We start from the raw sequence: 19,744 nt of genomic DNA, 5'->3' as shown, positions 1-19,744 counted from the left end.
CAAATACAAATTAATTTATATATGCGATGAATAATAACTTATGAATTTTATATAAATATTATGTTTTTAATTTTTTAAGTAGGCGAGATTATGAATGTCAAAAAAATAATTCTGGTAATTGTGATTATCCTGGGACTTATGTTCGCCCTTGGGTGTAGCGATTCAGGCGATAATTCTGAGACATCAGTCGAATCTGAGAATATTCAAACAGGTGAAACGAAAGCAATACAGGAAGAAGAACCTGAGCCAGCCATTACAGAGGAAACTGAGACTGTAACGGAAACACCCGTACAAGATGATACGGAAGAATCCAGTGTAATAAGCCTTGAAGAGGCTAAAGGAGCTGAAGAAGAGACCCTTGAAGAAAATGACAAAGAACCTGAAGTAGATATGGAAACTCGTATGAAGGAAATCCGAGAAGAGGAAGCTGAAGAAGAAACTGAAAGGGAAGTAGAAGAGTCCAAATCGACTATTTCTTCAGATGATGCCATATGGATTGATGTGATGCTGGACGATTTAGCTGATGTACGGGCGGATATGGACGACGTTTCAAGAGCCGCTTCAACCAATGATATGGCGAGCCTGGCTGTATATGCCGACAATATGTATGCAAGCACTAACATTGCTATTGACCACTGCGACAGATATGATGTTTCTGCCGATCTACAACCAGTAGAAGACGAATACAGGCTTGCTATGGTTGCTTACAATTGGGCGGCTGTGTCCTGTTACGCTGGTATTGAATCATTCAATTCGGGGAACGCTGCTGAGGCTGAGGCTAATTTTAACAATGCAGGAGAATTCATCAACTCTGGAACAGACCATACTTTACAGGCAACTGAGCTTATGAACGAATACAATGAGAATCACAGACTTTAAGTCTGATAGTTTTGAGTCCCGGAAGGGACTCTATACACTGTTTTATGCATGTCTAAATATATTCCAGAACTGATTAACCGTAATACTTCCGAAGAAGAGAAACTCAATTAATAAATAAGAACTTATTCTAACCAAAGGTCCGTTAAATATGTTTATTTAATAAACGCTTCGAAACAAATGCTGTTTTATCCCGAAATTATTTCGCGCTAACTATGTTGGTTGCAATCCCTTATCTATTGTGAAACTTAACGGGAAAAAGATACGTTGGATCATTGCTCAAAAGTTGAAAGGGGAATCTACCTCGACGATAGCTCAGATCCAGGGGATCTCAGCTCGTCGAGTTCAGCAGATATATAAAGAATATGTTGATACTGATAAGCTTCCTCAAGTTGGTAATAATCTTGGAAGGCCCCGTAAACAGTTATCTTCCGACGATAAGGAGATAATTGACCAAACTTACTCAGATTATAAGTTTGGAGCCTGTTACCTTGAGATTCTCATAGAAGGCAAGTATAATCGTAAAATATCTCATAACAGAATCCATAACTATCTACTCAGTATGAACCTTGCCAAGGAAAACCGAAAAAAGAAGCAGAGAAGAAAGTGGTGTAGATACGAACGTGAACACAGCATGTCTGCTGCACACATCGATTGGCATGAAAACCCTCTTTTAGGGTTACAAGTCTGTGCCATTCTTGATGATTCATCAAGAATGGTAATTGCAGGAGGAGAGTACGCCCATTGCAACACGGAAAACACCATTAAAGTGATCGATGAACTTGTCAGAGAGTACTGGGATATATGTCCTTTAAGGGAACTCATCATGGATCATGGAAGTGAATTCGGAGCACACAGGATTAATGAGGATGGTTCATGGGATAGTGAATTTAAAGAGAGAATTAGAGAACTTGGGATTAAACCAATACTTGCAAGGGTCAGACATCCTCAGACAAACGGAAAAATAGAGAAATGGTTTGATACATATCAGAGGTTTAGAGGAGAGTTTGAATCGTTCGAGGAATTCTTACAATGGTATAACAAGAGGCCTCATGGGGCTTTGAAACTTGAACAATTAGAGTCACCACAAGATGCATTCTGGAATAGACTTCCAATTGAGGCAAAATTCAGAATAGGAACGAGATTGTTTGGGCTGTGAAAATATGGACAAAAGGAAAAAAGTTTCAAAGCGAAATTATTTCAGGATAAAACACTCGAAACAAATGCCAAAAATGTTATAAAATAATATTTATGGAATTTAACTGAAATAGAGTCAGATAATCACTTATTAACGCCCATTTTTTTTAATTTCAGTCGAATGTCCTGCTAGCTTGCTGCGGAGATGGAAAATGTCAAGCGTATAATTCTTCCGACGAATAAAATAAGTTTTGAACCTTCATATCTAAAAACAAAAAAGCAAAGATCCTTGGGCAAGATTTGAAGGCGCTCATGTCGTCGCTTTTGCCTAACGGCCTCGGCACCCCAGCCCTGATCAAGGACGCGTTGTGCCCCTAAGCCACCAAGGCACTGCTGCTCCAAGGGCATCTCCAGATCAGAGCGTAGATTCAAAGCCTAAATTCTTTATTTTTTACTGAGTTTCAGTTTATATGGCTTGCTACATATAATTTAATTCTTGATTTACTCGCAATGTCTTGGGCTATACAAATCATACGAGAAGTTACTACAACTGGTCTTTAAGCTAACATGAGCCCGTCAAGTCTTCAATGAATCCAATATCAGAACCGCTGTCAAAATAATTTACGATGTAATTTTTGGAAATCTTATTGTTGTTTCTACAGTTTCAAATACAGAAATCCGGGTCAATTAGTAACTACCAAAAAACTACTAATTATTACCAAATTGGTAGTAATTCATTAAAAACATAATATCTTCAGAAAAAACAAAAAATAAAAGAGCCTCGGGCGGGATTTGAACCCGCGACCTCGTCCTTACCAAGGACGCGCTATACCCCTAAGCCACCAAGGCACTGTTGCTGTAAGAGCATCTCCAAAATATCATACTACAGATATAAAGGTTTCGACTGAAGCGGCTTCAAACAGGAAAATATTCCTGAACTGGCTAAAAATCCGGGGATTTTGCTTGAAAAAATTGAGAAACTGGCAGGAAAAATTGCCTGTTTCTTCTACAGTTGGCTTTTGAAAGCCTGGCTTTTTAGAGTTTCCAGCGCGCATCTATAGGGAAGCGCTCGTTGATCCACATGAGGACGTGGTTATTGTGGACGATTTTGTAGGTGCGGGAAAGTATGGGGGTCCCGTCAAAGGTGGGTTCGCCCTCAAGAATCTCTAACTCTACCATGTCCCGCCTGGTTTCAAGGTTGTGGGTGCGCAGGATCCTGCCGATAGGGATGTCTGCCCGCATGAGCTGGTCACGCATTGTCTGGGGCATACGCTCCAGAGGGGCGAGGGACTTTGCGTGTACGAAAACCGTGTCTCCGGCGTAAAGCCTGACTGTTCTGTTGTTTATTTCGCTGCCTTCTTCTACTCCCAGGAGCTCAGCCAGTTCCCTGTCGGCTTTAACGATATATTGAGACTCTGTTTTTACGGTCACCGGCTTTCGGGACATAATTTCCAGAAGAAAGGTTACGGAACCGTCAGTCCCACAGCAGACCCGGAGGCAGGTGGGAATTTCAAGGCTTTTCAGTTTTTCAAGGAAATCTCCTTCCAGAACGACACCTCCAGGTAAATGCTGCAGGATATTATTTATTATGTGAAATAAGAACGAGCGGTCAGGAGGTTATGCCTCTCCGACATCCTTTTTCGCCATTTTCAGGCGCTCTTTTGCCGTGTAGCCTGTAGACTTTAAGAGAAAGTCTCTGTAAGCTTTGTTGGTCTGAAGGATCGTTTCATCGTCCTTCACAGCCGCATCGGAAACCGTTTCCACACAGAGTTTTTTGTCTTCTATCCAGACCGTTATCTTTGACAGTGCCCCGTATGAGATCTCGAATCTGTCCCCATTACGGGAAATTTCAACAGGGAAGCTTTCCTGCATTGCCTGGTATATTCTCTCAGGTTCAGGTTTAAAGCCGCGTTTCAACTTGTATTGCTGCATTGCTATCCTCTTATAAGATATTTTCATCTCAGATAAAGTTTGCCAGAGCCTTTTTATCCGGAATCTACAGGGATAATCCGGATCAGTCGGGCAGATGATCCCGGAAGAAGGGCATGTACTCTGGAGCCGGTCTTCATATTTTTATGCTCCAGGTATTCTGGCTGTTATCACTTGAATATTGCTGATTTACGGTTATTGATGTCGTTTCAGTTTGAATTAACAACCTATATTTATTTAAATACTGGTCTCAACCGTTATCAAGTTAATTGTACATATGTATTTTCCTGTTTCATAACTGTAATTTTTATTTATAACTATAATTTTTATTTCTACATCTGCTATTAACCTGTAAAGTTGCCAGACATATTTATAATCTTGAAATCAAAAATGGTCTTAAAAGCAAAGAAAATACTAAACTCAAAAATGATCTTGAAATAAAGATTATCTTGAAATAAAGATACCCGGTTCTAAATAGATTTAGTATCACATAGTCTAACCTTTTTTATATCTGTTTTCTGGATCTTTCTGGCATAACCAAATCTGCAGTTCACAAGAAGCAACCATAAATATGAGTATATTTATCATAGGTTCATGCAAAAAAGAGATATGACTGGACATCATTTTTCCAGATCATAAGGAAGATTTTAAAACTCTTCAAGCTATTCGATACGCCTGATAAGTTGCTTTAATATATGTAGACAAAAATTAATTCATTTACCTGTTAAAATCAACCTGTCACTGATAAATAACAACCAGTAATTATAATCAATAAAAATAAGAAGGTGATCCCCGGATGCACAGAACACTCAATCTTGATGATTTAATCGCCCAGAAGGCTAAAAAGGATGTTGAAAAAGACCCCGAAATGACAAATGAAAGTCTCTACGACCTGATTATTCCCCCCGGGACAGTTGTATCAATCATCTATGATATCGTGGAAGAATTTGATCTTGAACCTATAACCCGGAAGATGCCTGTTAGCATTGCAAACAGTGAAGAAAGAGAAATTCTCGTACTTCGCGGGCCTCTTGAAAAGGTTCAGGCTGCAGAAGCGTTCCTCTATGACGAAATGAAATCCTGGATTGAAAACCAGTAAACGACTCGTCAGGATAAAAATAATAAAATAAACAGGAGCAGATGCTGGATAAGTAAAATAATAACTTTTCAGCAGAACAATATTTTTGAAATAAATATTTCAAGCAGAAAGGTCCCGTTTATTCGGAACCTATGCCTGTAATACTGTCCTTTGAGAAGTCAAAAACGGTTACTCTGCCTGTTTTATCATACATGTCAAGCTTTAACCCCTCTTCAATTTTTCCTACTACTGCAGCTGTAAGCCCTGCCTTTTCAAACACAGCCACACACTCTCCGGCTTTTTCCGGGTCTGCAGTAAACACATAACCAGTTCCCGGGTGCACTTTCAGCCACTGCTCAAAATCCACGCCTTCAGGTCTCGGGACTTTTTCCAGATCGACAGAGGCTCCTACCCTGCTCGTCTCACAGAGCATCCCGAGCGTTCCTATCAGCCCGGGGTTGCTGATGTCCTTTCCGGCGCTTGCAAGCTTTTTCTGTGCTATTTCCTGGGTTACAAGGTAGCTTTCCCTGAGCACGGAAGGCTCTTTAAAAGATGTCGTGTCCCAGCTATAAGGGGAATTTGGGCCGATTTTTCCGTCCATATCATAGGCTGCAATTACAAGGTCGCCTGGTTTTGCAGTATCACTTCTGATCACACAGTCTTTTTTGACGATTCCTATTATGGCAACGGAAAGGGAATTATACTGCGTATCCGGGTGGACATGCCCTCCAACCACAGGAACCCCGAATTTTCTTACTCCTTCAGCCAGGCCTTCCATCAGTTCCCTGCATGCTTTTGGGGAATTTGCAGAGGCGATATCCACCATGGCAAGTGGTTTTCCTCCCATCGCTGCAATGTCATTTACGTTAACAACAACAGCCCCGTAACCTGCCCACCAGGGGCTCGCGTCTAGAAGCCGTCCCCATATACCATCAGCTGCAAAGAGGATAACGTCATCTCCTCCTATGTCAATTACTGCAGCATCGTCCCCGAAATCAACGATAGCGTTCCCGTATTCCGGGCGGACGGCTTCAAAGATAGAGACTATATCCTCGATCTGTTTTTTTCGGGTAACCCCTTCGAAACTCCTTATCCTTTCTGCTAGCTGTTCCAGGTTCAATCAATGGCTCCTGTTTGTTTTTTTACTTGTATTGGGCTATCTAGTAGTTAATATTAAGATCAGATTAACAGCAATTTGATCTTACTGTTATCTGATCAGATCAAATTATGGCAGGACAATAAACGTATTAATAAATGTATTGTTACAGTTCAAGAGTTAAAATAAGTTCTTAAAACCAGCTGTGAGGTTTTCATAAGTTAATTATAAACTTATTGCGGGTTGATGTTGATGGTCGGACATATAATCATGGAATTCGTTATGGGTTGACATCAGCAACTGCAATATTTGTATCTTTGATTTTCCGTTTATCTCTACCCTTGAAGTAAGGAATTATGCAGCAATACGTAATTCAGTTATCCTTTATCTCTTTTTTTCTTTGTTTCCGGGATGGAAGCGACAGCTTTTTATAAATTATTATCTCCTTGTATGTCAACCTTCTATATTTTCGACTCTATAAAAATCCCCCTTGTTTAAATAAGGAGTGAAAAACATGGTAGCAAAAATCGATGCCGATGCCTGTACAGGCTGTGGAACCTGTGTAGATGAATGCCCAGCAGCTGCAATCTCCCTCAATGACGATGACATTGCAGTTGTAGACGAAGATGAATGCCTTGACTGCGGTGCATGTGTAGATGCCTGCCCGAACGGGGCAATCACTCTCGAGTAACGTTTTTAAAAATAAGTTCTGAAAAGCGGAGTTCCCAAACTCCGCCATTCAGGCCAGGGTTTTTGAGCTTTTCTTATTTCAGGTCTTTTTCTAAACCCGGGCTGAAATTAATAAAATTATTAAGTTACTCAGGACTCTTCTTTCCCGTTCGTTTTCAGAACTTCTTTTGCTTTTTCAAAGTCTTCTTTTGTTTGGATTTTTATAAGGTTTCTGCGCTCCTCACTCATCTGTGACATGTCCTGGGCAAGGAGTCCGTAAGCATCGGATCTGCACTGTCTGCAGTGGCGCATCTGCATAACATAAGGTTCGCAGGCTTCCTGAACGGCTTTCCGCTCTTCGGCAGTTGGAGGCTCAAGATGTGCAAATGCTCCCTGGTTGATCAGAGGCATGACATTCATGATGTAGACCCCGAGCTCATTGAGCTTTCTGGCAATCTCTACCACATGCTTATCATTAATTCCCGGTATAAGCACGGTATTGACCTTGACAACGATTCCTGCATCAATAGCCGCCTTTATTCCCTCAAGCTGGTTTTTGATCTGAATCTCGGCAGCTTCGACTCCTCTGTAGACTTTTCCGTGATATACTACATGGTTCACTATTTTTGCCTGGATTTCGGGATCGATTGCGTTTACCGTAACTGTCAGAGTGGAAACCCCAACACGCAGCATGTCCGGAAGTTTTTCAGGGAGCATAAGCCCGTTTGTGCTCATGCAGAGGGTCACCTCAGGAAATTCCTTCCTTATAAGTTCAAATGTCTCAAATGTTTCATCGTTAGCCAGAGGGTCGCCAGGTCCTGCAATTGCAACAACTTTAATGAACGGATAATCTGCCAGGATCTGCCTGGTTTTTTCGAGGGCTTCCTGAGGACTAAGGACTTTACTTGTAACTCCCGGACGGCTCTCATTTACGCAGTCAAATTCCCTTACACAAAAATTACACTGGATGTTGCACTTGGGGGCTACAGCAAGGTGGACTCTCCCAAACTTATGCTGAGCATTTTTATCGTAACAGGGGTGTTCGGAGATCTTTCTGCGGATTTCCTCTCCAAGGATGGGGCCTTTATTCTCATTGTCTACAGATTGATTTTCTTCTGGCAAATCTTTCTCCTCCGTTCGAAATGTAAAATGAATGTGAGATTCTACACTAAATAAGGATTCTACTCTAGTAGGGATTCTACACTAAATAGGGATTCTACACTAAATAGGGATTCTACGTTAAATAGGGATTCTACACTAAATAGGGATTCTACACTAAATAGGGATTCTACATTAAATAGGGATTTTTGAATGTCTAAATCACCTATGATATAGCTCCCTGATATACATTGTGGAATAGTTTCAGGATTATTTCATAACTATTCTGAAGTTTTATTTCATAACTATTCCGAAGTTTTATTTCATAACTATTCTGAAGTTTTTTCGAAATTGTTCCAAAACAATTTCTTTATTATCCCTGAACCTTTTGAAATACGATTAAATCGTTACAAAATTTTTCCAAAATTCCCCTAAAATTGCTTTGATTTCCTTCTTAATGTAAAGGTGTATCTTCTTTAATGAATCTTTCAATTCTTCTTTTTTATTACTGTTTGAGCATTCCAGGATCGGGATCTGATCTATATATTTAAATATCCTGCTACTATTAAAATATCTCGATTTATATTAAAATCTCACATTTATACAGTGGTCTGTACACAGACCACTTTTGCCCCACATTTTTCAATCAGGAGAAATTATCCATTTCGCACCATTTGCCTTCCCCTTCCCATACCCTCACCAGAAGTGGAAAGCCAAATCTCTCCAGAAGGCGGGAATGAATGTGCTGGCAGAGGTGCTCGGAGCTGGGGAAGTCAAGGATATCATTTAACAGGGTATGGTCATACTCCTGAAGAGTCTCCTTTATGCCTTTTTTCAGGTCATAGAAATCTATCACCATACCGTTTTCCCTTACCTCTCCTTCCACTACCACTTCTATTTTATATGTGTGTCCATGAACTCTTCCGCACTTCCCGTGCCCTGGAAGGTAATGTGCGCTGTCAATATAATCAATAACTCCCAATCTCATATTTGCCATTTTATTCGTCCCCCTTTTCGATTACAGGCAACCCCACATTCTGTGAGTCTGCGGAATGATTCGCGTGTCGGTTAGCTTTAGCAGGTTTTTCTGCAGTTTTAGAATACCCCTTATCGATGCCTGATTGAACCGCGGAGTCCTTACCGCACTTCCCAGAGGCGTTTCGGGCTGGAGAACTATGCAGGATACATAGGATCCTATTGCTTCTGCAGCCAGAGATACCGTATCTGTGTTTGTATCCCTGCCTATTACAATTTTGCAAAAACAGTCTCTTGAATTATTTTTTCTAAGGAGCCTGAAGCACTCAATAGTGTTTTCCATATGTGCTTCCCTGGTTTCCGGGGAGATGTCTTTGAGAGCTTCCGGGAGCTTGAAATCTCCTGCCACGTACGCAACATTTTCGCGCAGTTTTCTTGCCTGCTCAGGCAGAGTCATATTGGATTCAAGGTACAGAGGCACGGAAAGGTTCAGTTTCTCTATGAAATCCGCATGCAAAAGAGGCTCTCCTCCTGTCAGGGATACAGAATGGAGATCTTTGAAAGGCTGAAGCATGGATTCCAGCTTTTCTATGTTTACGGGGTTTGAGACCTTTTCGAAAACTCCACTGCCTTCAACCCTCTCGTAATCGCAGGTTCCAGGATTTCTGAAATTAGTATCACAGTAGTTGCAGCTGAGGTTGCAGCCTGAAAACCGGACAAAAGCCTGCCTCATGCCGACATACGGGCCTTCTCCCTGCACGGAACAGAAGACTTCTCTTAAGTTAGCGGGTTCATGGTTTGAAGATGACATTTACGCCACTCCGAGAGGTCTGGACTTCCTGAGGTCCTTTTCTATATCCCCAAATTCACTTACATAAGCTTCCCCGATACCCTGCATCAGCCGTACAATATTTTCCTCGCCCTCAATTCCGGCTTCTTTCAGGTTTCCGTATACCTCATGCGAGACGTTAATGCCGAAATGGATTTTCTGGGAAATAGCCGAGGTGCTGGCAATAGATACGGTCAGCTTCTTTCCTTTAAAAAACAGGTCGTCTCCTGCTCTTGAAGTGTTGATCCCAAGCTCTTCAAGGTATTCTCTGACTATTGCAGTAAACAGGCGCTGGCGTGAATAAATCAGTTTCATGTCGGTGGAATCGAAATGTTCTATTATGAAACTCAGCATGTCTTCAGACCAGATAGACTCGTTTGCTCTCCGGTCTTCAAGGTCAATCATATGCTCGATTTTAACGTCACACGCACCTCTAAAAACAATAACTGAATCTTCCTGCACTCCAAAGCTGCTATAAGCCCACAGGGAAGAAATCTGGCTTCCGTCGTAGTCAAGTTTTTCGGGTAAAATAATACACTTCATGGAACTCTCTCTGCAATCTCTAAAATTGTTTCTTTATTTTCTCTACCGGATCTCAGCAGTGCCGTAATATCATAATTCTCAATTTGTTCATACTCCCTGTTCGGACCCGGTACTTCAGATCCCCAACCTTTCCAGAAGCGGGTCCTTTATACCAATATTTTTGAATGCCCTTGCCCTGCGCACGCAGCTTTCACACTTTCCGCAGGGGATTTCCCCTCCGTGATAGCAGCTCCAGCTGTATTCAAGCGGAGCTTCTGCTTCAAGAGCTTTTTTAACGATTTCAGTTTTTCCCATTTCTGCCAGGGGAGCAAGCACTTTCACTCCGTTCTGTGTGGAGTAAGAAAAGGCATTGTCCACCGCCTGTATGTAATCACGGGAATTATCAGGAAAGGTTCCGGCTTCTTCTCCGTTGAAGCCCACAACTATGTAATCACATCCCCTGCTTTCGGCAAAGCTCCCTGCGATGTTTAACATAACCCCGTTCCTGTTAGGGACCCAGACAGCCTTTGCAGAATACTCGGTAATCATGGAAGGGGAGTTTTCATCAATATCCTCAAAAGACAGGGAAGGGACTTCTTCATCCCTGTTTACAAGGGATGTATGTGTTATTTCTCCAAGCCAGTCCAGCTTTATTATCCTCTGCTCTATTCCGAAGTGTTCGCAGACCTTTTCGGAATATTCCATTTCCCGCTGCCCTGCTCTCTGCCCGTAGTCAAATGTAATTGCCATCTCAATTTCAAGGCTTTCGGCAGCAATCGCAAGCGCTGCTACGGAATCAAGCCCGCTGCTCAGGAGGGTTATAGCTTTCATTCCTTTCTCACTGACTCTAATTTTATGGAAAATTTTCTTTATCTGGTACTCTCTGGAGGTTCTGTAAGTATTCCTCTGAGATTATTGGAGTAATATCTATATCTCCTATTTAAAAATAGCTCTTTCCTGAGCCTCAAAGTATGTATTAAATATTCAGGGCGTCTAGTATTAAGTGAGGTGGGATTACTTGATAGGAATTATTTCGGATTCGCATGATAACCTGGCAGCTATCCGGAAAGCTGTGGAATTCTTCAACAAAAAACAGGTAAAAGCAGTGCTGCATGCAGGGGATATCATTTCCCCTTTCACGGTAAGGGAATTTAAAGAACTAAATCCAAAACTCTATTTCGTCTTTGGGAATAACGATGGGGATAGAGTAACCCTGACAAAGAAGTTTGAAGAAATAGGTGCCGTTTCCTGTGGGGATTTCGGGGATCTTACTATTGACGGGCTGCATATCGCCCTTTTACATGGGACAGACGAAACTCTTGTCAGAGCTCTTGCAAAGTCAGGAGATTTTGACGTTGTGGTCCGGGGGCATACTCACAACGCAGGGGTCAAAATGATTGACGGGACGCCTGTACTAAATCCAGGCGAGTGTTCCGGGGTTCTGTCAGGAAAAGTTACGGTTGCAACCCTTGAGATCGCAAACCTTAACGTTGAGATTACCGAACTGGAGCTTGACTGACCTTTATCTTCACTTTTATTTCAAAAATTATTTAAACAATAGCTCCTTAATGGTTTTAATAGCAATGGAAGCCAAACAGAATGAGCAAAATGAGCCCCCGGGACAGAAAGAACCATTCCTGGAAAGCCTTCCCGAAACGAATAACTCTTCCGGAAAAAGGAGAAATACCCTTATTTTTGCGTGTTCCGGTTTATCAAATACAGGGAAACTTACCATGCAGGCAGCATCGACCCTGGCTTTCAGAAGACCTGACCTTTACAGGGCTGCAGCTGCATTGAAGGGGACAGATGCGGTTGAAGACGCGTTATCCGAAGGTTTCAGAGTGCTGGTTCTCGACGGCTGTACGGACAGGTGTGCCACAAAAAAACTTGATGAGGCGGGAATACAGGCAGAAGTCTATCTTATGGTTACCGAGATTGGAATTGAAAAAACAAGACCTTTGGATGTAAAGCCGGAGTATATAGAAAAAATTATCCGGGCTGTAAAGGAAGCCTGAATCCGGTAAATTTTCGAGCTTTCTGCGGTTCTGTTTTCCTTTAAGGGTTCTGATTTCCTTTAAGGGTTCTGATTTCCTTTAATTGTACCTTTTCCTCAATATCCCCGCCTGAGGATGCCTGTCAGCTCCTCTGCGTGAGGCATTCTTTCTTCTATTTTGGCGCAGACCGCATCAATGTCATACTTCAGATGCAGGAACTCCACCTCTCCTGTTTCAGTATCTAAAACAGCACAGCTCGCCCCTGTATCTCCGTCTCTTGGCTGTCCTGCTGAACCCGGATTTATTATTGTAAGGTTTCCTATTTTTCGGTTCATGGGAATGTGAGAGTGTCCGACAACGAGAAAATCAGCCTCCACAGGCTCTGCTGCTCCTTCTATCATTCTCAAAACCTCTTCATCGGAGGTTTCGGGTTTTATGTATTCGAACATAGAGCGCGGGCTCCCGTGGGTAAAGTAAAAACTTTTTCCGCCAATTTCTTCTTTGATCAGCAGAGGAAGTTTTTGCAGGTACTTCATCCCTGCTCTGTCAAGAATTTTCCAGGTATATTCCCGGGTTGCAATTGAGAGATGTTTGTACCTGTAACCACACTGGCAGTCAACTTTAAAGGCAACCGCATTGTCGTGATTACCCCTGATGGTAGTGATATTCTTTTTTTGCAGGAGGTCTATGCACCTGTCTGGGTCAGGTCCGTAGTCCACGATATCTCCAAGGCAGACTGCCCTATCATAGGGAACGTCAAGAACTGTCTGGAGAGCTTCATAATTTCCATGGATATCAGCGATCAGTAACAGTCTCGTTTATTTACCTCCTGGTTTTTACTTCCTCTGGATTCTAATTTTTCTTTTCATTCCGAGCTTTCAGCCGTGGAGTCTGCGCATTCCAACTCCCATTACAAGCAGATTTGTTTCCATTGGCGGATGGTTCCAGCCTTCAGGTGAGATTGTCTTTTTCTCAATGGAAATTTCAACCTGGTCTCCACTAAGCCCACATTCTTTCATATAATTTTCAACGAGCTTTTTTCCAAGTTCTGTTGCAGTATTCAATGCTTCTGTGTATACATCGAACCTCTGCCTGCTGCCGGGTGCAAAAACAAGGAAATCCTTCTCAGGAGACATCAGGCTTGCAGGCCTTATAAGGATCTCCACTCTTTTGATACCTTTTCCTGCAAGAGCCCCTGCAGCATTTCCTACCTCGGCATGTTCGGGAACAATAATTTCGGCGTCTATAAATTCCTCCAGTTCTTTCCTGTGTGAGCGCACGGGTCCTCCGAGCAGGACAACAGGGACTCCAAGCTTGAACTTTGCCTGGTAATTCCCGTCCAGAATTTGCTCAACAGCCGTATGCGGGACTCCCTGCAGGATATATGAGAGGAGATGGAGCGACATATTCCTTGCAACCCTCTTTTTTACTGCAGCGCAGAACTCGTGTGGTGTCATGCGCATGAGCCTTGCAAGCCTTTCTGCGCCTATTCTGGAAGCTTCTTCGTTCCAGGCTGTATATTCCCCGAGCACATGAAGAGCATCTGTTGGTGTAAAACCTATAGCCTGGATAAGCCTCTTTTTAATGAGGGAGTCCAGGGTTTGGGGGTGGAGGTCTTTTCTGATAAGGGTTTTTATGTCATTCACGGAAACAGGCTCGTCTCCTATTACGCCGAGGACTTCAGATTCAACCTTGCTAATCTCACCTGCTGTATAGCCTGACCTGACAAAAAATTTTGTAGGCTGGATATTTTCTCCCAGGTCTTCTCTGGCAGGCATGGGCGTCCTTTTGAGCGTATTCAGAAAATCCTGATACTGAGCTGCAGCTACTGCAAGAGGCATAACTCTCCGTGGTCCAAGGTGGAGCCCCCTGTCCACTGTCCAGACATGGCTGTCTCCTCCTGTAGCTGTTGTCTCCATTCTTATAGCTCTGACTCTTGTCTTCCAGCCGCCGACAATGGCTCCGTCGTCACTCAGGTCAGGGACTCCCATATAAATTGAAGAAATATCAGTGCTCGTCCCACCTACGTCAACAACTGCGCAGGTTTGCAGCCCTGAAAGGTAAGAAGCTCCCACAAGGCTTGCTGCAGGGCCTGAAAAGATTGTTTCTATTGGTCTTTGCAGGGCGTCTTTTATACCTATAACCGAACCGTCGCATTTGAGCATAAGAAGCCTTGCATTAATCCCCCTTTCTGTCATGTCTGCAATAATGGACTTCACAAACTGCCTGGTTATGGGGATCAGCTGTGCATTGAGGAAAGCTGTTACTGACCTCTCATAGGCTCCCAGTTCCTGGGAGAGTTCGTGCCCGCAGACCGCAGGAAGTCCTGTAAGTTTCATTATGCAGTCTCTTGCTTTAAGCTCATGTTCAGGGTTGCGTGTACTGAAATAGGAAGAAATAGCAAAAGCAGATACTTTGTCCTTTACGCTCAGGGCAAATTTTTCAATGGCTTTCAGGTCAAGAGAGGATACTTCTTCTCCATTGTGGTTATGCCCCCCTCCTGCAAAAAGCACATGCTCTGTCGGGAATTCCTTTTCAAGAGGGTGGTCCCCGATAAGGATAAGAGCTACAGGAAAACCGTTCCCTTCAAGTATGGTATTGGTGGAAAGGGTGGTTGATACGGATACGAGTTTTATGTTTTTGAGATACTCCGGATTAAGCCCATCAATTACCTTTTTGATGCCGGCAAGTGGGTCGGGATAGGTGGTCAGTGCTTTATTTGAGTCTGCAATTTTCCCATCAGAATCCCTCACAAGTACTGCGTCTGTATAAGTGCCTCCGGCATCGATTCCAAGGCTATAGTGCATATTAAAAATGGCTCCTTTTTTATTGTTTTTGTTTTTGGTTGTTTTTTGTTTACTGCAATAGAGTATGGAATTGCAGTAGATTTTTACATTAAAATTAACTTGGTTTAGGTATGCCGAACATCAGATAAAAGGAATTGCTTATCACTGTTAACATCAAATCCGGAGCCAGAATTTCAATACATGGCTTATTTTTTAAGTCCCTCAAATTAAATTCTGTAACAGTTATATAGTTTCATGTGTTTTTTATAAAAAAACTAATATAAAAATACATGCTATAATCTGGTTATTCTCTGTTGCTCTGCATTTGCAGGGAAGGTGAAAAAGCTGACAGAGAAACTTCACAGGATTGGGGTGATTTTATGAAAGCCGTTGTTTATAGAGGACCGAATCAGGTTTCCGTAGAAGAAGTCGAAGATCCGAAAATAGAGCACCCTGCAGATGCCATAATCAGGCTTACTTCGAGTGGCATATGCGGAAGCGACCTTCATATGTATGAAGGAAGAACTGTTGAAAAGCCGGGAAAAGTTCTTGGGCATGAGCCTCTAGGGGTTATAGAAGAGGTGGGGGATGCCGTGACCTCTTTTAAGAAAGGGGACAGGGTTGTCGTTACTTTTAACATTGCCTGCGGGCACTGTTTGAACTGTATTCGGGGTTTTACCAGCGCCTGCCTGACTGTTAATCCTGAAAGTGCAGGAGGGGCTTTTGGATATGCCAAAATGGGCCCTTATAGAGGGGCTCAGGCTGAATTTTTAAGGGTGCCGTTTGCCGACCTGAACTGTACGAAACTTCCAGGATCTCCAGGGGATAAATGGGAAGACGATTTCATTATGCTGTCGGATGTATTTCCTACAGGTTTTTTTGCTACGCAGCTTGCAATGGTAATGCCAGGATTTCCTGTCGCGGTTTTCGGGGCAGGACCTGTAGGTTTGCTCTCAGCTTATTCCGCAATACTGCAGGGGGCAGCTCAGGTTTTTGTCGTTGATTACATTCCTGAGAGGCTGAAGCTGGCAAAGAGTATTGGTGCTATTCCTGTAGATTTTACACTTAGCGACCCCGTAGCCATGATTGAGGCATTAAGGTCTCAGCATTCGAGAGTGGATACCGTGCTTCCGGGCGAGGAAAAACTGCAGGGAATCATGTCCAGTATAGAAAACCTTGCCAAGAGTATAGGTGCTAACCTTGAACTAGCCAGGAGCGATCCCGTAACTATGATTCAGATGTTGAGGGCAGGGAACCCAGCAATTGTTCAGTCCCTGATTCCAGGTGAGGAAAAAATGAAAGGTGTGATGTCCGGTATAGACGCAGTCGGATATCAGGCAAGAGACAGGCAAGATCCCTCAAGGGAAAACCCAACGCAGGTGATAAGTGATCTGGTGAGGCTTATCAACCCGACCGGTCATCTGGGTGTTATCGGGGTCTACGTGGCAGATGACCCCGGAGCTTATAATGAACGTGCCAAGAAAGGGGAGTATATTCTGCCTTTTGGACAGCTCTGGGAAAAAGGTATAAGTGTAGGAACAGGCCAGACTCCGGTTAAGAAACTTCAACCGATGCTCAGGGATATGATAATTGCAGGCGTGGCAAAGCCAAGCTTTATAGTAAGTCATAAAATCTCCATAGAGGAAGCGCCTGATGCCTACAGGGAGTTTGCCAAACGCTCAGAAGGCTTTACAAAGGTAACAATTCAGTTTGAAAAATAAATTTTTAAATTTCTTTTTTCAAATTTACTTTTTCAAATTTATTCTTTCAAATTTATCCTTTCAAATTTACTTTTTCAAATTTATCCTTTCAAATTTACTTTTTCAAATTTATCCTTTCAAATTTACTTTTTCAAATTTATCCTTTCAAAGTTTTTTTCTGCTTCTAACAGGCTGGTTGAAACCTAAAGCAGTATGGATCTCCTTTATATTTGTCAATTATTGTTTTCTTTTTTTCGAATATAGAGTTCCCTTTTATTAGAGTGAAGTGAATTTTACTATATGCATTTTACTATATGCGTTTTTTCTGAATTTCCAGCCGGAAACCTGAATGAAATGGCGGGGTTGAAATGGTAGTAATTTTTTAAGGAAAAAATATATTACTTCAGGGTCTGAAAAGTAAAAGAAATAGCTTTTGTTCGGATCATGGGTTTAAGACAAACTTACAAGGAATTCATCGATATGACGCCTGAAATACCTCCCAAAAACTTTACTCCCCACCTTCCTGAGGATTATGATGCCAGAATCTCCAGTGTTCTTCCTTATTATTCGTCTTTTCACCAGGAGACTATCAACCTTGTCAAATCGCTGCCCTCAAGCCCGAAAATCTGGATGGATACCGGCTGTGGGACAGGTTCCCTGATAAATAAATCGATTGAGGAATTTCTCGATACAAAATTCCTTTTACTCGACCCTTCTGAAAGCATGCTCGAGCAAGCTAAGGGAAAATTATCATTCTACCCTGATGGGAAGGTGGAGTTCCTGAAGGCTTCCTCCACCCAGGAATTTTCTCGGGAACTGGAAGAAAAGCCGGACGTTATCACTGCCATACAATGCCACCATTATCTCAGTCTGGAAGACCGTTCCCGAGCCACCAGAGTGTGTTATAATCTTTTGAAAGAGGGTGGAATTTACATTACATTCGAGAACATCAGGCCCCTTACAGAAGAAGGAGTCGCCGTGGGAAAAAGGTACTGGGGCAAATTTCAATCCCTGCATGGGCGGAAAGAAAAGGAAATACAAAAACATCTTGAGCGTTTTGATACCGAATATTTCCCAATAACTGTCGAGGAACACCTGAAGCTGTTGAGAGATACAGGGTTCAGGACTGTGGAACTATTCTGGTACTCTTATATGCAGGCTGGATTTTATTGCATTAAATAACTATGAAGATTAAAACCTTGAAACTTTGAAAAAAGAAACAGGAAAACGGGATAAAAGAACGAATTGAGAAAAAGAAAAGGGAAAAAGAAACAGACTTAATAAGAGTCTTTCTTTTTCGTGCTTCTTGTACTTCTGGTACTTCTTGAGTAATTTGTGCTTTTTGTGCCGCGAGATTCGCCTCTAGAATCCCCTCTGGATTCACCGCTTCTGGAATTGCCTCTAGAAGTGCCTCGATTATCGCTTCTGGTCTCCCCTGAATCCTTTGAGCTTCTTCCCCTTGATTTCTGGGCGAGTTCCACGAAGGGTTTGCTTCCTCTCCTTTTGTTTTTGAATATTTCGATCAGGGATTCAGCCTGAGCAAATGGCAGAGTTACAAAGGAGAAATGCGGGAAAATTTCTGCATCCCTTACTTTGAGTTCGCCGTCCCCGAGTTCTTCCTGAATGAAATACGACAATTTGTCCGGAGTCATGCCGTCGGCTTTACCCATAGCTATGAAGAGCCTGGATTTGCCTTTCCTGTCGACATAGGAGCTGCCGCTAGAGATTTCAGTGTACATGCTTTCATCGAACTTGTCTTTGAAGGTGAACTTCAAAAGGGCAGCCAGAATTTTTTCTGCAGGGTATTCTTCAAGGAGCTTCTGGCTCATCTCAAGGCAGTCCCCGTATTCTTCCGTCTTTATGGTCTCTTCGAGTTCTGTTCTTACTCTAGCCCTTTTGGCTTTAATTACATCTTTTATTTCGGGAATGTGGCCTTTCTTCATTTCGGACTTTGAAGTCTTTTTAATGTAAGTAAGCCTTCTGAATTCCGTGGATGTGACAAAAGTAATGGCAGTTCCCTGCTTGCCTGCCCTTCCTGTCCTTCCTATCCTGTGCACATAGGACTCCGGGTCCTGGGGCAGGGCATAGTTGATAACGTGGGTCAGGTCCATAATGTCGATGCCTCTTGCGGCGACGTCGGTTGCTGCAAGGATGTTTATCTTCTGCTTCCTGAACTTGTTAAGGATTTTTTCCCTCTCCTGCTGGGAAAGGTCTCCGTGCAGGGCATCGGCTAAATAACCCCTGTCGCTGAGTTTCTGGGCAAGTTGGCTTGTGTCAGTCTTTGTCCGGCAGAATACGAGCCCGTAGAATTCATCTTCAATGTCGATAATCCTGCAGAGAGCTTCGAACTTGTCGCTTTCCTTGACCTCAAAATAGATCTGTTCGGTCAGGGTTTCTGTAAGTTCCTCTTTTTCGATTGTAATGTGCTCATAGTTCTGCATATGCTTCTTGACGATTCCAAGAATTGCCTTTGGCATTGTGGCTGAAAAGAAAAGCATCCTCTTATTCGGGCCGGTTGATTTTAAGATCTCTTTTATGTCGTCAATAAAGCCCATGTTCAGCATTTCATCGGCTTCGTCAAGAACGAAATATGCGATATGTTCGAGGTTGAGGCTCTTTCTTTCGAGGTGGTCGATGACCCTTCCCGGAGTTCCTACAACAATGTCCACGCCGCTCTTCAGCACGCGAAGCTGCTGGGTCATGGACTGTCCGCCATATATAGGGACAATATATAGTTTCTTGTCTCCTTTTATGGAGTTAAGTTCTTCTGAAACCTGAATTGCGAGTTCCCTTGTAGGGGTCAGGATTATTGCCTGAACGTGTCCTGATTTCTCAGGAATTTTCTCTATGATGGGGGCTCCGAAGGCTGTCGTTTTTCCTGTTCCTGTCTGGGCTTGCCCTATAATGTCTGCTTCTCCTTTCAAAAAAAGCGGAATGACTTTTTCCTGAATCGGGGTTGGTTCTTCGAAACCTTTCTTTTTGAGGGCTTTCAATGTACTGTCCGAGAGCCCAAGTGCCTTAAATTTTGCTAATTTTTCCATGTACTCACTCTAGA

General features: G+C 42.7%; 19 protein-coding genes and 1 tRNA gene. 8 read left to right on the top strand and 12 right to left on the bottom strand.

All coding sequences use genetic code 11. The features are described 5' to 3' along the window. The first annotated feature begins 90 nt into the window (after positions 1-90). A complete protein-coding gene (locus M886_RS01010; protein WP_048038003.1) occupies positions 91-879 on the top strand; it encodes a hypothetical protein in 789 nt (262 codons plus the stop codon). Positions 880-1,117: 238 nt separating this feature from the next. Continuing rightward, complete coding sequence (locus M886_RS01005) at positions 1,118-2,035, top strand: IS481 family transposase (RefSeq protein WP_080934208.1); 918 nt, start codon at positions 1,118-1,120, stop codon at positions 2,033-2,035. A gap of 755 nt (positions 2,036-2,790) precedes the next feature. Here M886_RS01005 and M886_RS00995 read toward each other — a convergent pair. The 3 genes from M886_RS00995 to M886_RS00985 all read right to left on the bottom strand — a co-directional run bounded on the left by M886_RS00995 (position 2,791) and on the right by M886_RS00985 (position 3,945). Continuing rightward, a tRNA-Thr gene (locus M886_RS00995) sits at positions 2,791-2,862 on the bottom strand. 186 nt (positions 2,863-3,048) lie between these two features. Further along, positions 3,049-3,522 carry a chorismate--pyruvate lyase family protein gene (locus tag M886_RS00990; protein WP_316242979.1) on the bottom strand — a complete coding sequence of 158 codons (474 nt, stop codon included), beginning with the start codon at positions 3,520-3,522 and terminating at the stop codon, positions 3,049-3,051. Positions 3,523-3,630: 108 nt separating this feature from the next. Further along, positions 3,631-3,945, bottom strand: coding sequence for a DUF5611 family protein (locus M886_RS00985; protein ID WP_015411335.1), 315 nt, complete (start codon positions 3,943-3,945; stop codon positions 3,631-3,633). Positions 3,946-4,738: 793 nt separating this feature from the next. Between M886_RS00985 and M886_RS00980 the strand changes: the two genes are divergently transcribed. Then, the gene (locus M886_RS00980) at positions 4,739-5,041 is read left to right on the top strand and encodes a hypothetical protein (protein ID WP_015411334.1); all 303 of its coding nucleotides are present in this window, start codon (positions 4,739-4,741) and stop codon (positions 5,039-5,041) included. 118 nt (positions 5,042-5,159) lie between these two features. Here the strand turns inward: M886_RS00980 and M886_RS00975 are convergent, their stop codons facing one another. Beyond that, a complete protein-coding gene (locus tag M886_RS00975; protein ID WP_048050494.1) occupies positions 5,160-6,140 on the bottom strand; it encodes a methanogenesis marker 2 protein in 981 nt (326 codons plus the stop codon). Between the two features lie 490 nt (positions 6,141-6,630). Between M886_RS00975 and M886_RS00970 the strand changes: the two genes are divergently transcribed. Continuing rightward, complete coding sequence (locus M886_RS00970) at positions 6,631-6,807, top strand: 4Fe-4S binding protein (protein WP_011032711.1); 177 nt, start codon at positions 6,631-6,633, stop codon at positions 6,805-6,807. A 128-nt stretch (positions 6,808-6,935) separates the two neighbouring features. Here M886_RS00970 and nifB read toward each other — a convergent pair whose 3' ends face one another. From nifB to queC, 5 genes are all read right to left on the bottom strand, one after another. Next, complete coding sequence (gene nifB / locus M886_RS00965; protein WP_048050493.1) at positions 6,936-7,907, bottom strand: nitrogenase cofactor biosynthesis protein NifB; 972 nt, start codon at positions 7,905-7,907, stop codon at positions 6,936-6,938. Between the two features lie 622 nt (positions 7,908-8,529). After that, the gene (gene queD / locus M886_RS00960) at positions 8,530-8,880 is read right to left on the bottom strand and encodes a 6-carboxytetrahydropterin synthase QueD (RefSeq protein ID WP_011032707.1); all 351 of its coding nucleotides are present in this window, start codon (positions 8,878-8,880) and stop codon (positions 8,530-8,532) included. Between the two features lie 21 nt (positions 8,881-8,901). After that, on the bottom strand, positions 8,902-9,669 hold the full coding sequence (locus M886_RS00955; protein WP_048036303.1) for a 7-carboxy-7-deazaguanine synthase QueE: 768 nt from the start codon (positions 9,667-9,669) through the stop codon (positions 8,902-8,904). Then, complete coding sequence (locus M886_RS00950; protein ID WP_011032705.1) at positions 9,670-10,230, bottom strand: DUF366 family protein; 561 nt, start codon at positions 10,228-10,230, stop codon at positions 9,670-9,672. 114 nt (positions 10,231-10,344) lie between these two features. After that, complete coding sequence (queC, locus tag M886_RS00945; RefSeq protein WP_011032704.1) at positions 10,345-11,040, bottom strand: 7-cyano-7-deazaguanine synthase QueC; 696 nt, start codon at positions 11,038-11,040, stop codon at positions 10,345-10,347. A gap of 187 nt (positions 11,041-11,227) precedes the next feature. Here queC and M886_RS00940 point away from each other — a divergent pair, with 187 nt between their 5' ends. After that, positions 11,228-11,728 (top strand): metallophosphoesterase, encoded by a 501-nt coding sequence (locus M886_RS00940; protein ID WP_015411328.1) that lies wholly within the window; start codon positions 11,228-11,230, stop codon positions 11,726-11,728. A 49-nt stretch (positions 11,729-11,777) separates the two neighbouring features. After that, the gene (locus M886_RS00935; protein WP_230626468.1) at positions 11,778-12,224 is read left to right on the top strand and encodes a putative zinc-binding protein; all 447 of its coding nucleotides are present in this window, start codon (positions 11,778-11,780) and stop codon (positions 12,222-12,224) included. Between the two features lie 95 nt (positions 12,225-12,319). Here M886_RS00935 and M886_RS00930 read toward each other — a convergent pair whose 3' ends face one another. Together M886_RS00930 and M886_RS00925 are read right to left on the bottom strand one after the other, a co-directional pair. After that, positions 12,320-13,015, bottom strand: coding sequence for a metallophosphoesterase family protein (locus M886_RS00930; RefSeq protein ID WP_048036304.1), 696 nt, complete (start codon positions 13,013-13,015; stop codon positions 12,320-12,322). A gap of 66 nt (positions 13,016-13,081) precedes the next feature. Beyond that, the gene (locus tag M886_RS00925) at positions 13,082-15,010 is read right to left on the bottom strand and encodes a hydantoinase/oxoprolinase family protein (RefSeq protein ID WP_048050492.1); all 1,929 of its coding nucleotides are present in this window, start codon (positions 15,008-15,010) and stop codon (positions 13,082-13,084) included. Between the two features lie 359 nt (positions 15,011-15,369). On the opposite strand from M886_RS00925, the gene M886_RS00920 reads away from it, so the two are divergent. After that, positions 15,370-16,710: a glutathione-independent formaldehyde dehydrogenase gene (locus M886_RS00920; RefSeq protein WP_011032700.1), complete on the top strand. Its 1,341-nt coding sequence runs from the start codon at positions 15,370-15,372 to the stop codon at positions 16,708-16,710. 423 nt (positions 16,711-17,133) lie between these two features. Beyond that, positions 17,134-17,871 carry a class I SAM-dependent methyltransferase gene (locus tag M886_RS00915; protein WP_235203840.1) on the top strand — a complete coding sequence of 246 codons (738 nt, stop codon included), beginning with the start codon at positions 17,134-17,136 and terminating at the stop codon, positions 17,869-17,871. 95 nt (positions 17,872-17,966) lie between these two features. Here the strand turns inward: M886_RS00915 and M886_RS00910 are convergent, their stop codons facing one another. Next, positions 17,967-19,730 (bottom strand): DEAD/DEAH box helicase, encoded by a 1,764-nt coding sequence (locus tag M886_RS00910; protein ID WP_048038253.1) that lies wholly within the window; start codon positions 19,728-19,730, stop codon positions 17,967-17,969. Positions 19,731-19,744: the final 14 nt, after the last annotated feature.

Source organism: Methanosarcina soligelidi (genome assembly GCF_000744315.1).
GTDB lineage: Archaea > Halobacteriota > Methanosarcinia > Methanosarcinales > Methanosarcinaceae > Methanosarcina > Methanosarcina mazei.
The sequence above is the reverse complement of the archived record's forward strand: the minus strand, read 5'-3'. Positions and strand labels throughout refer to the sequence as shown.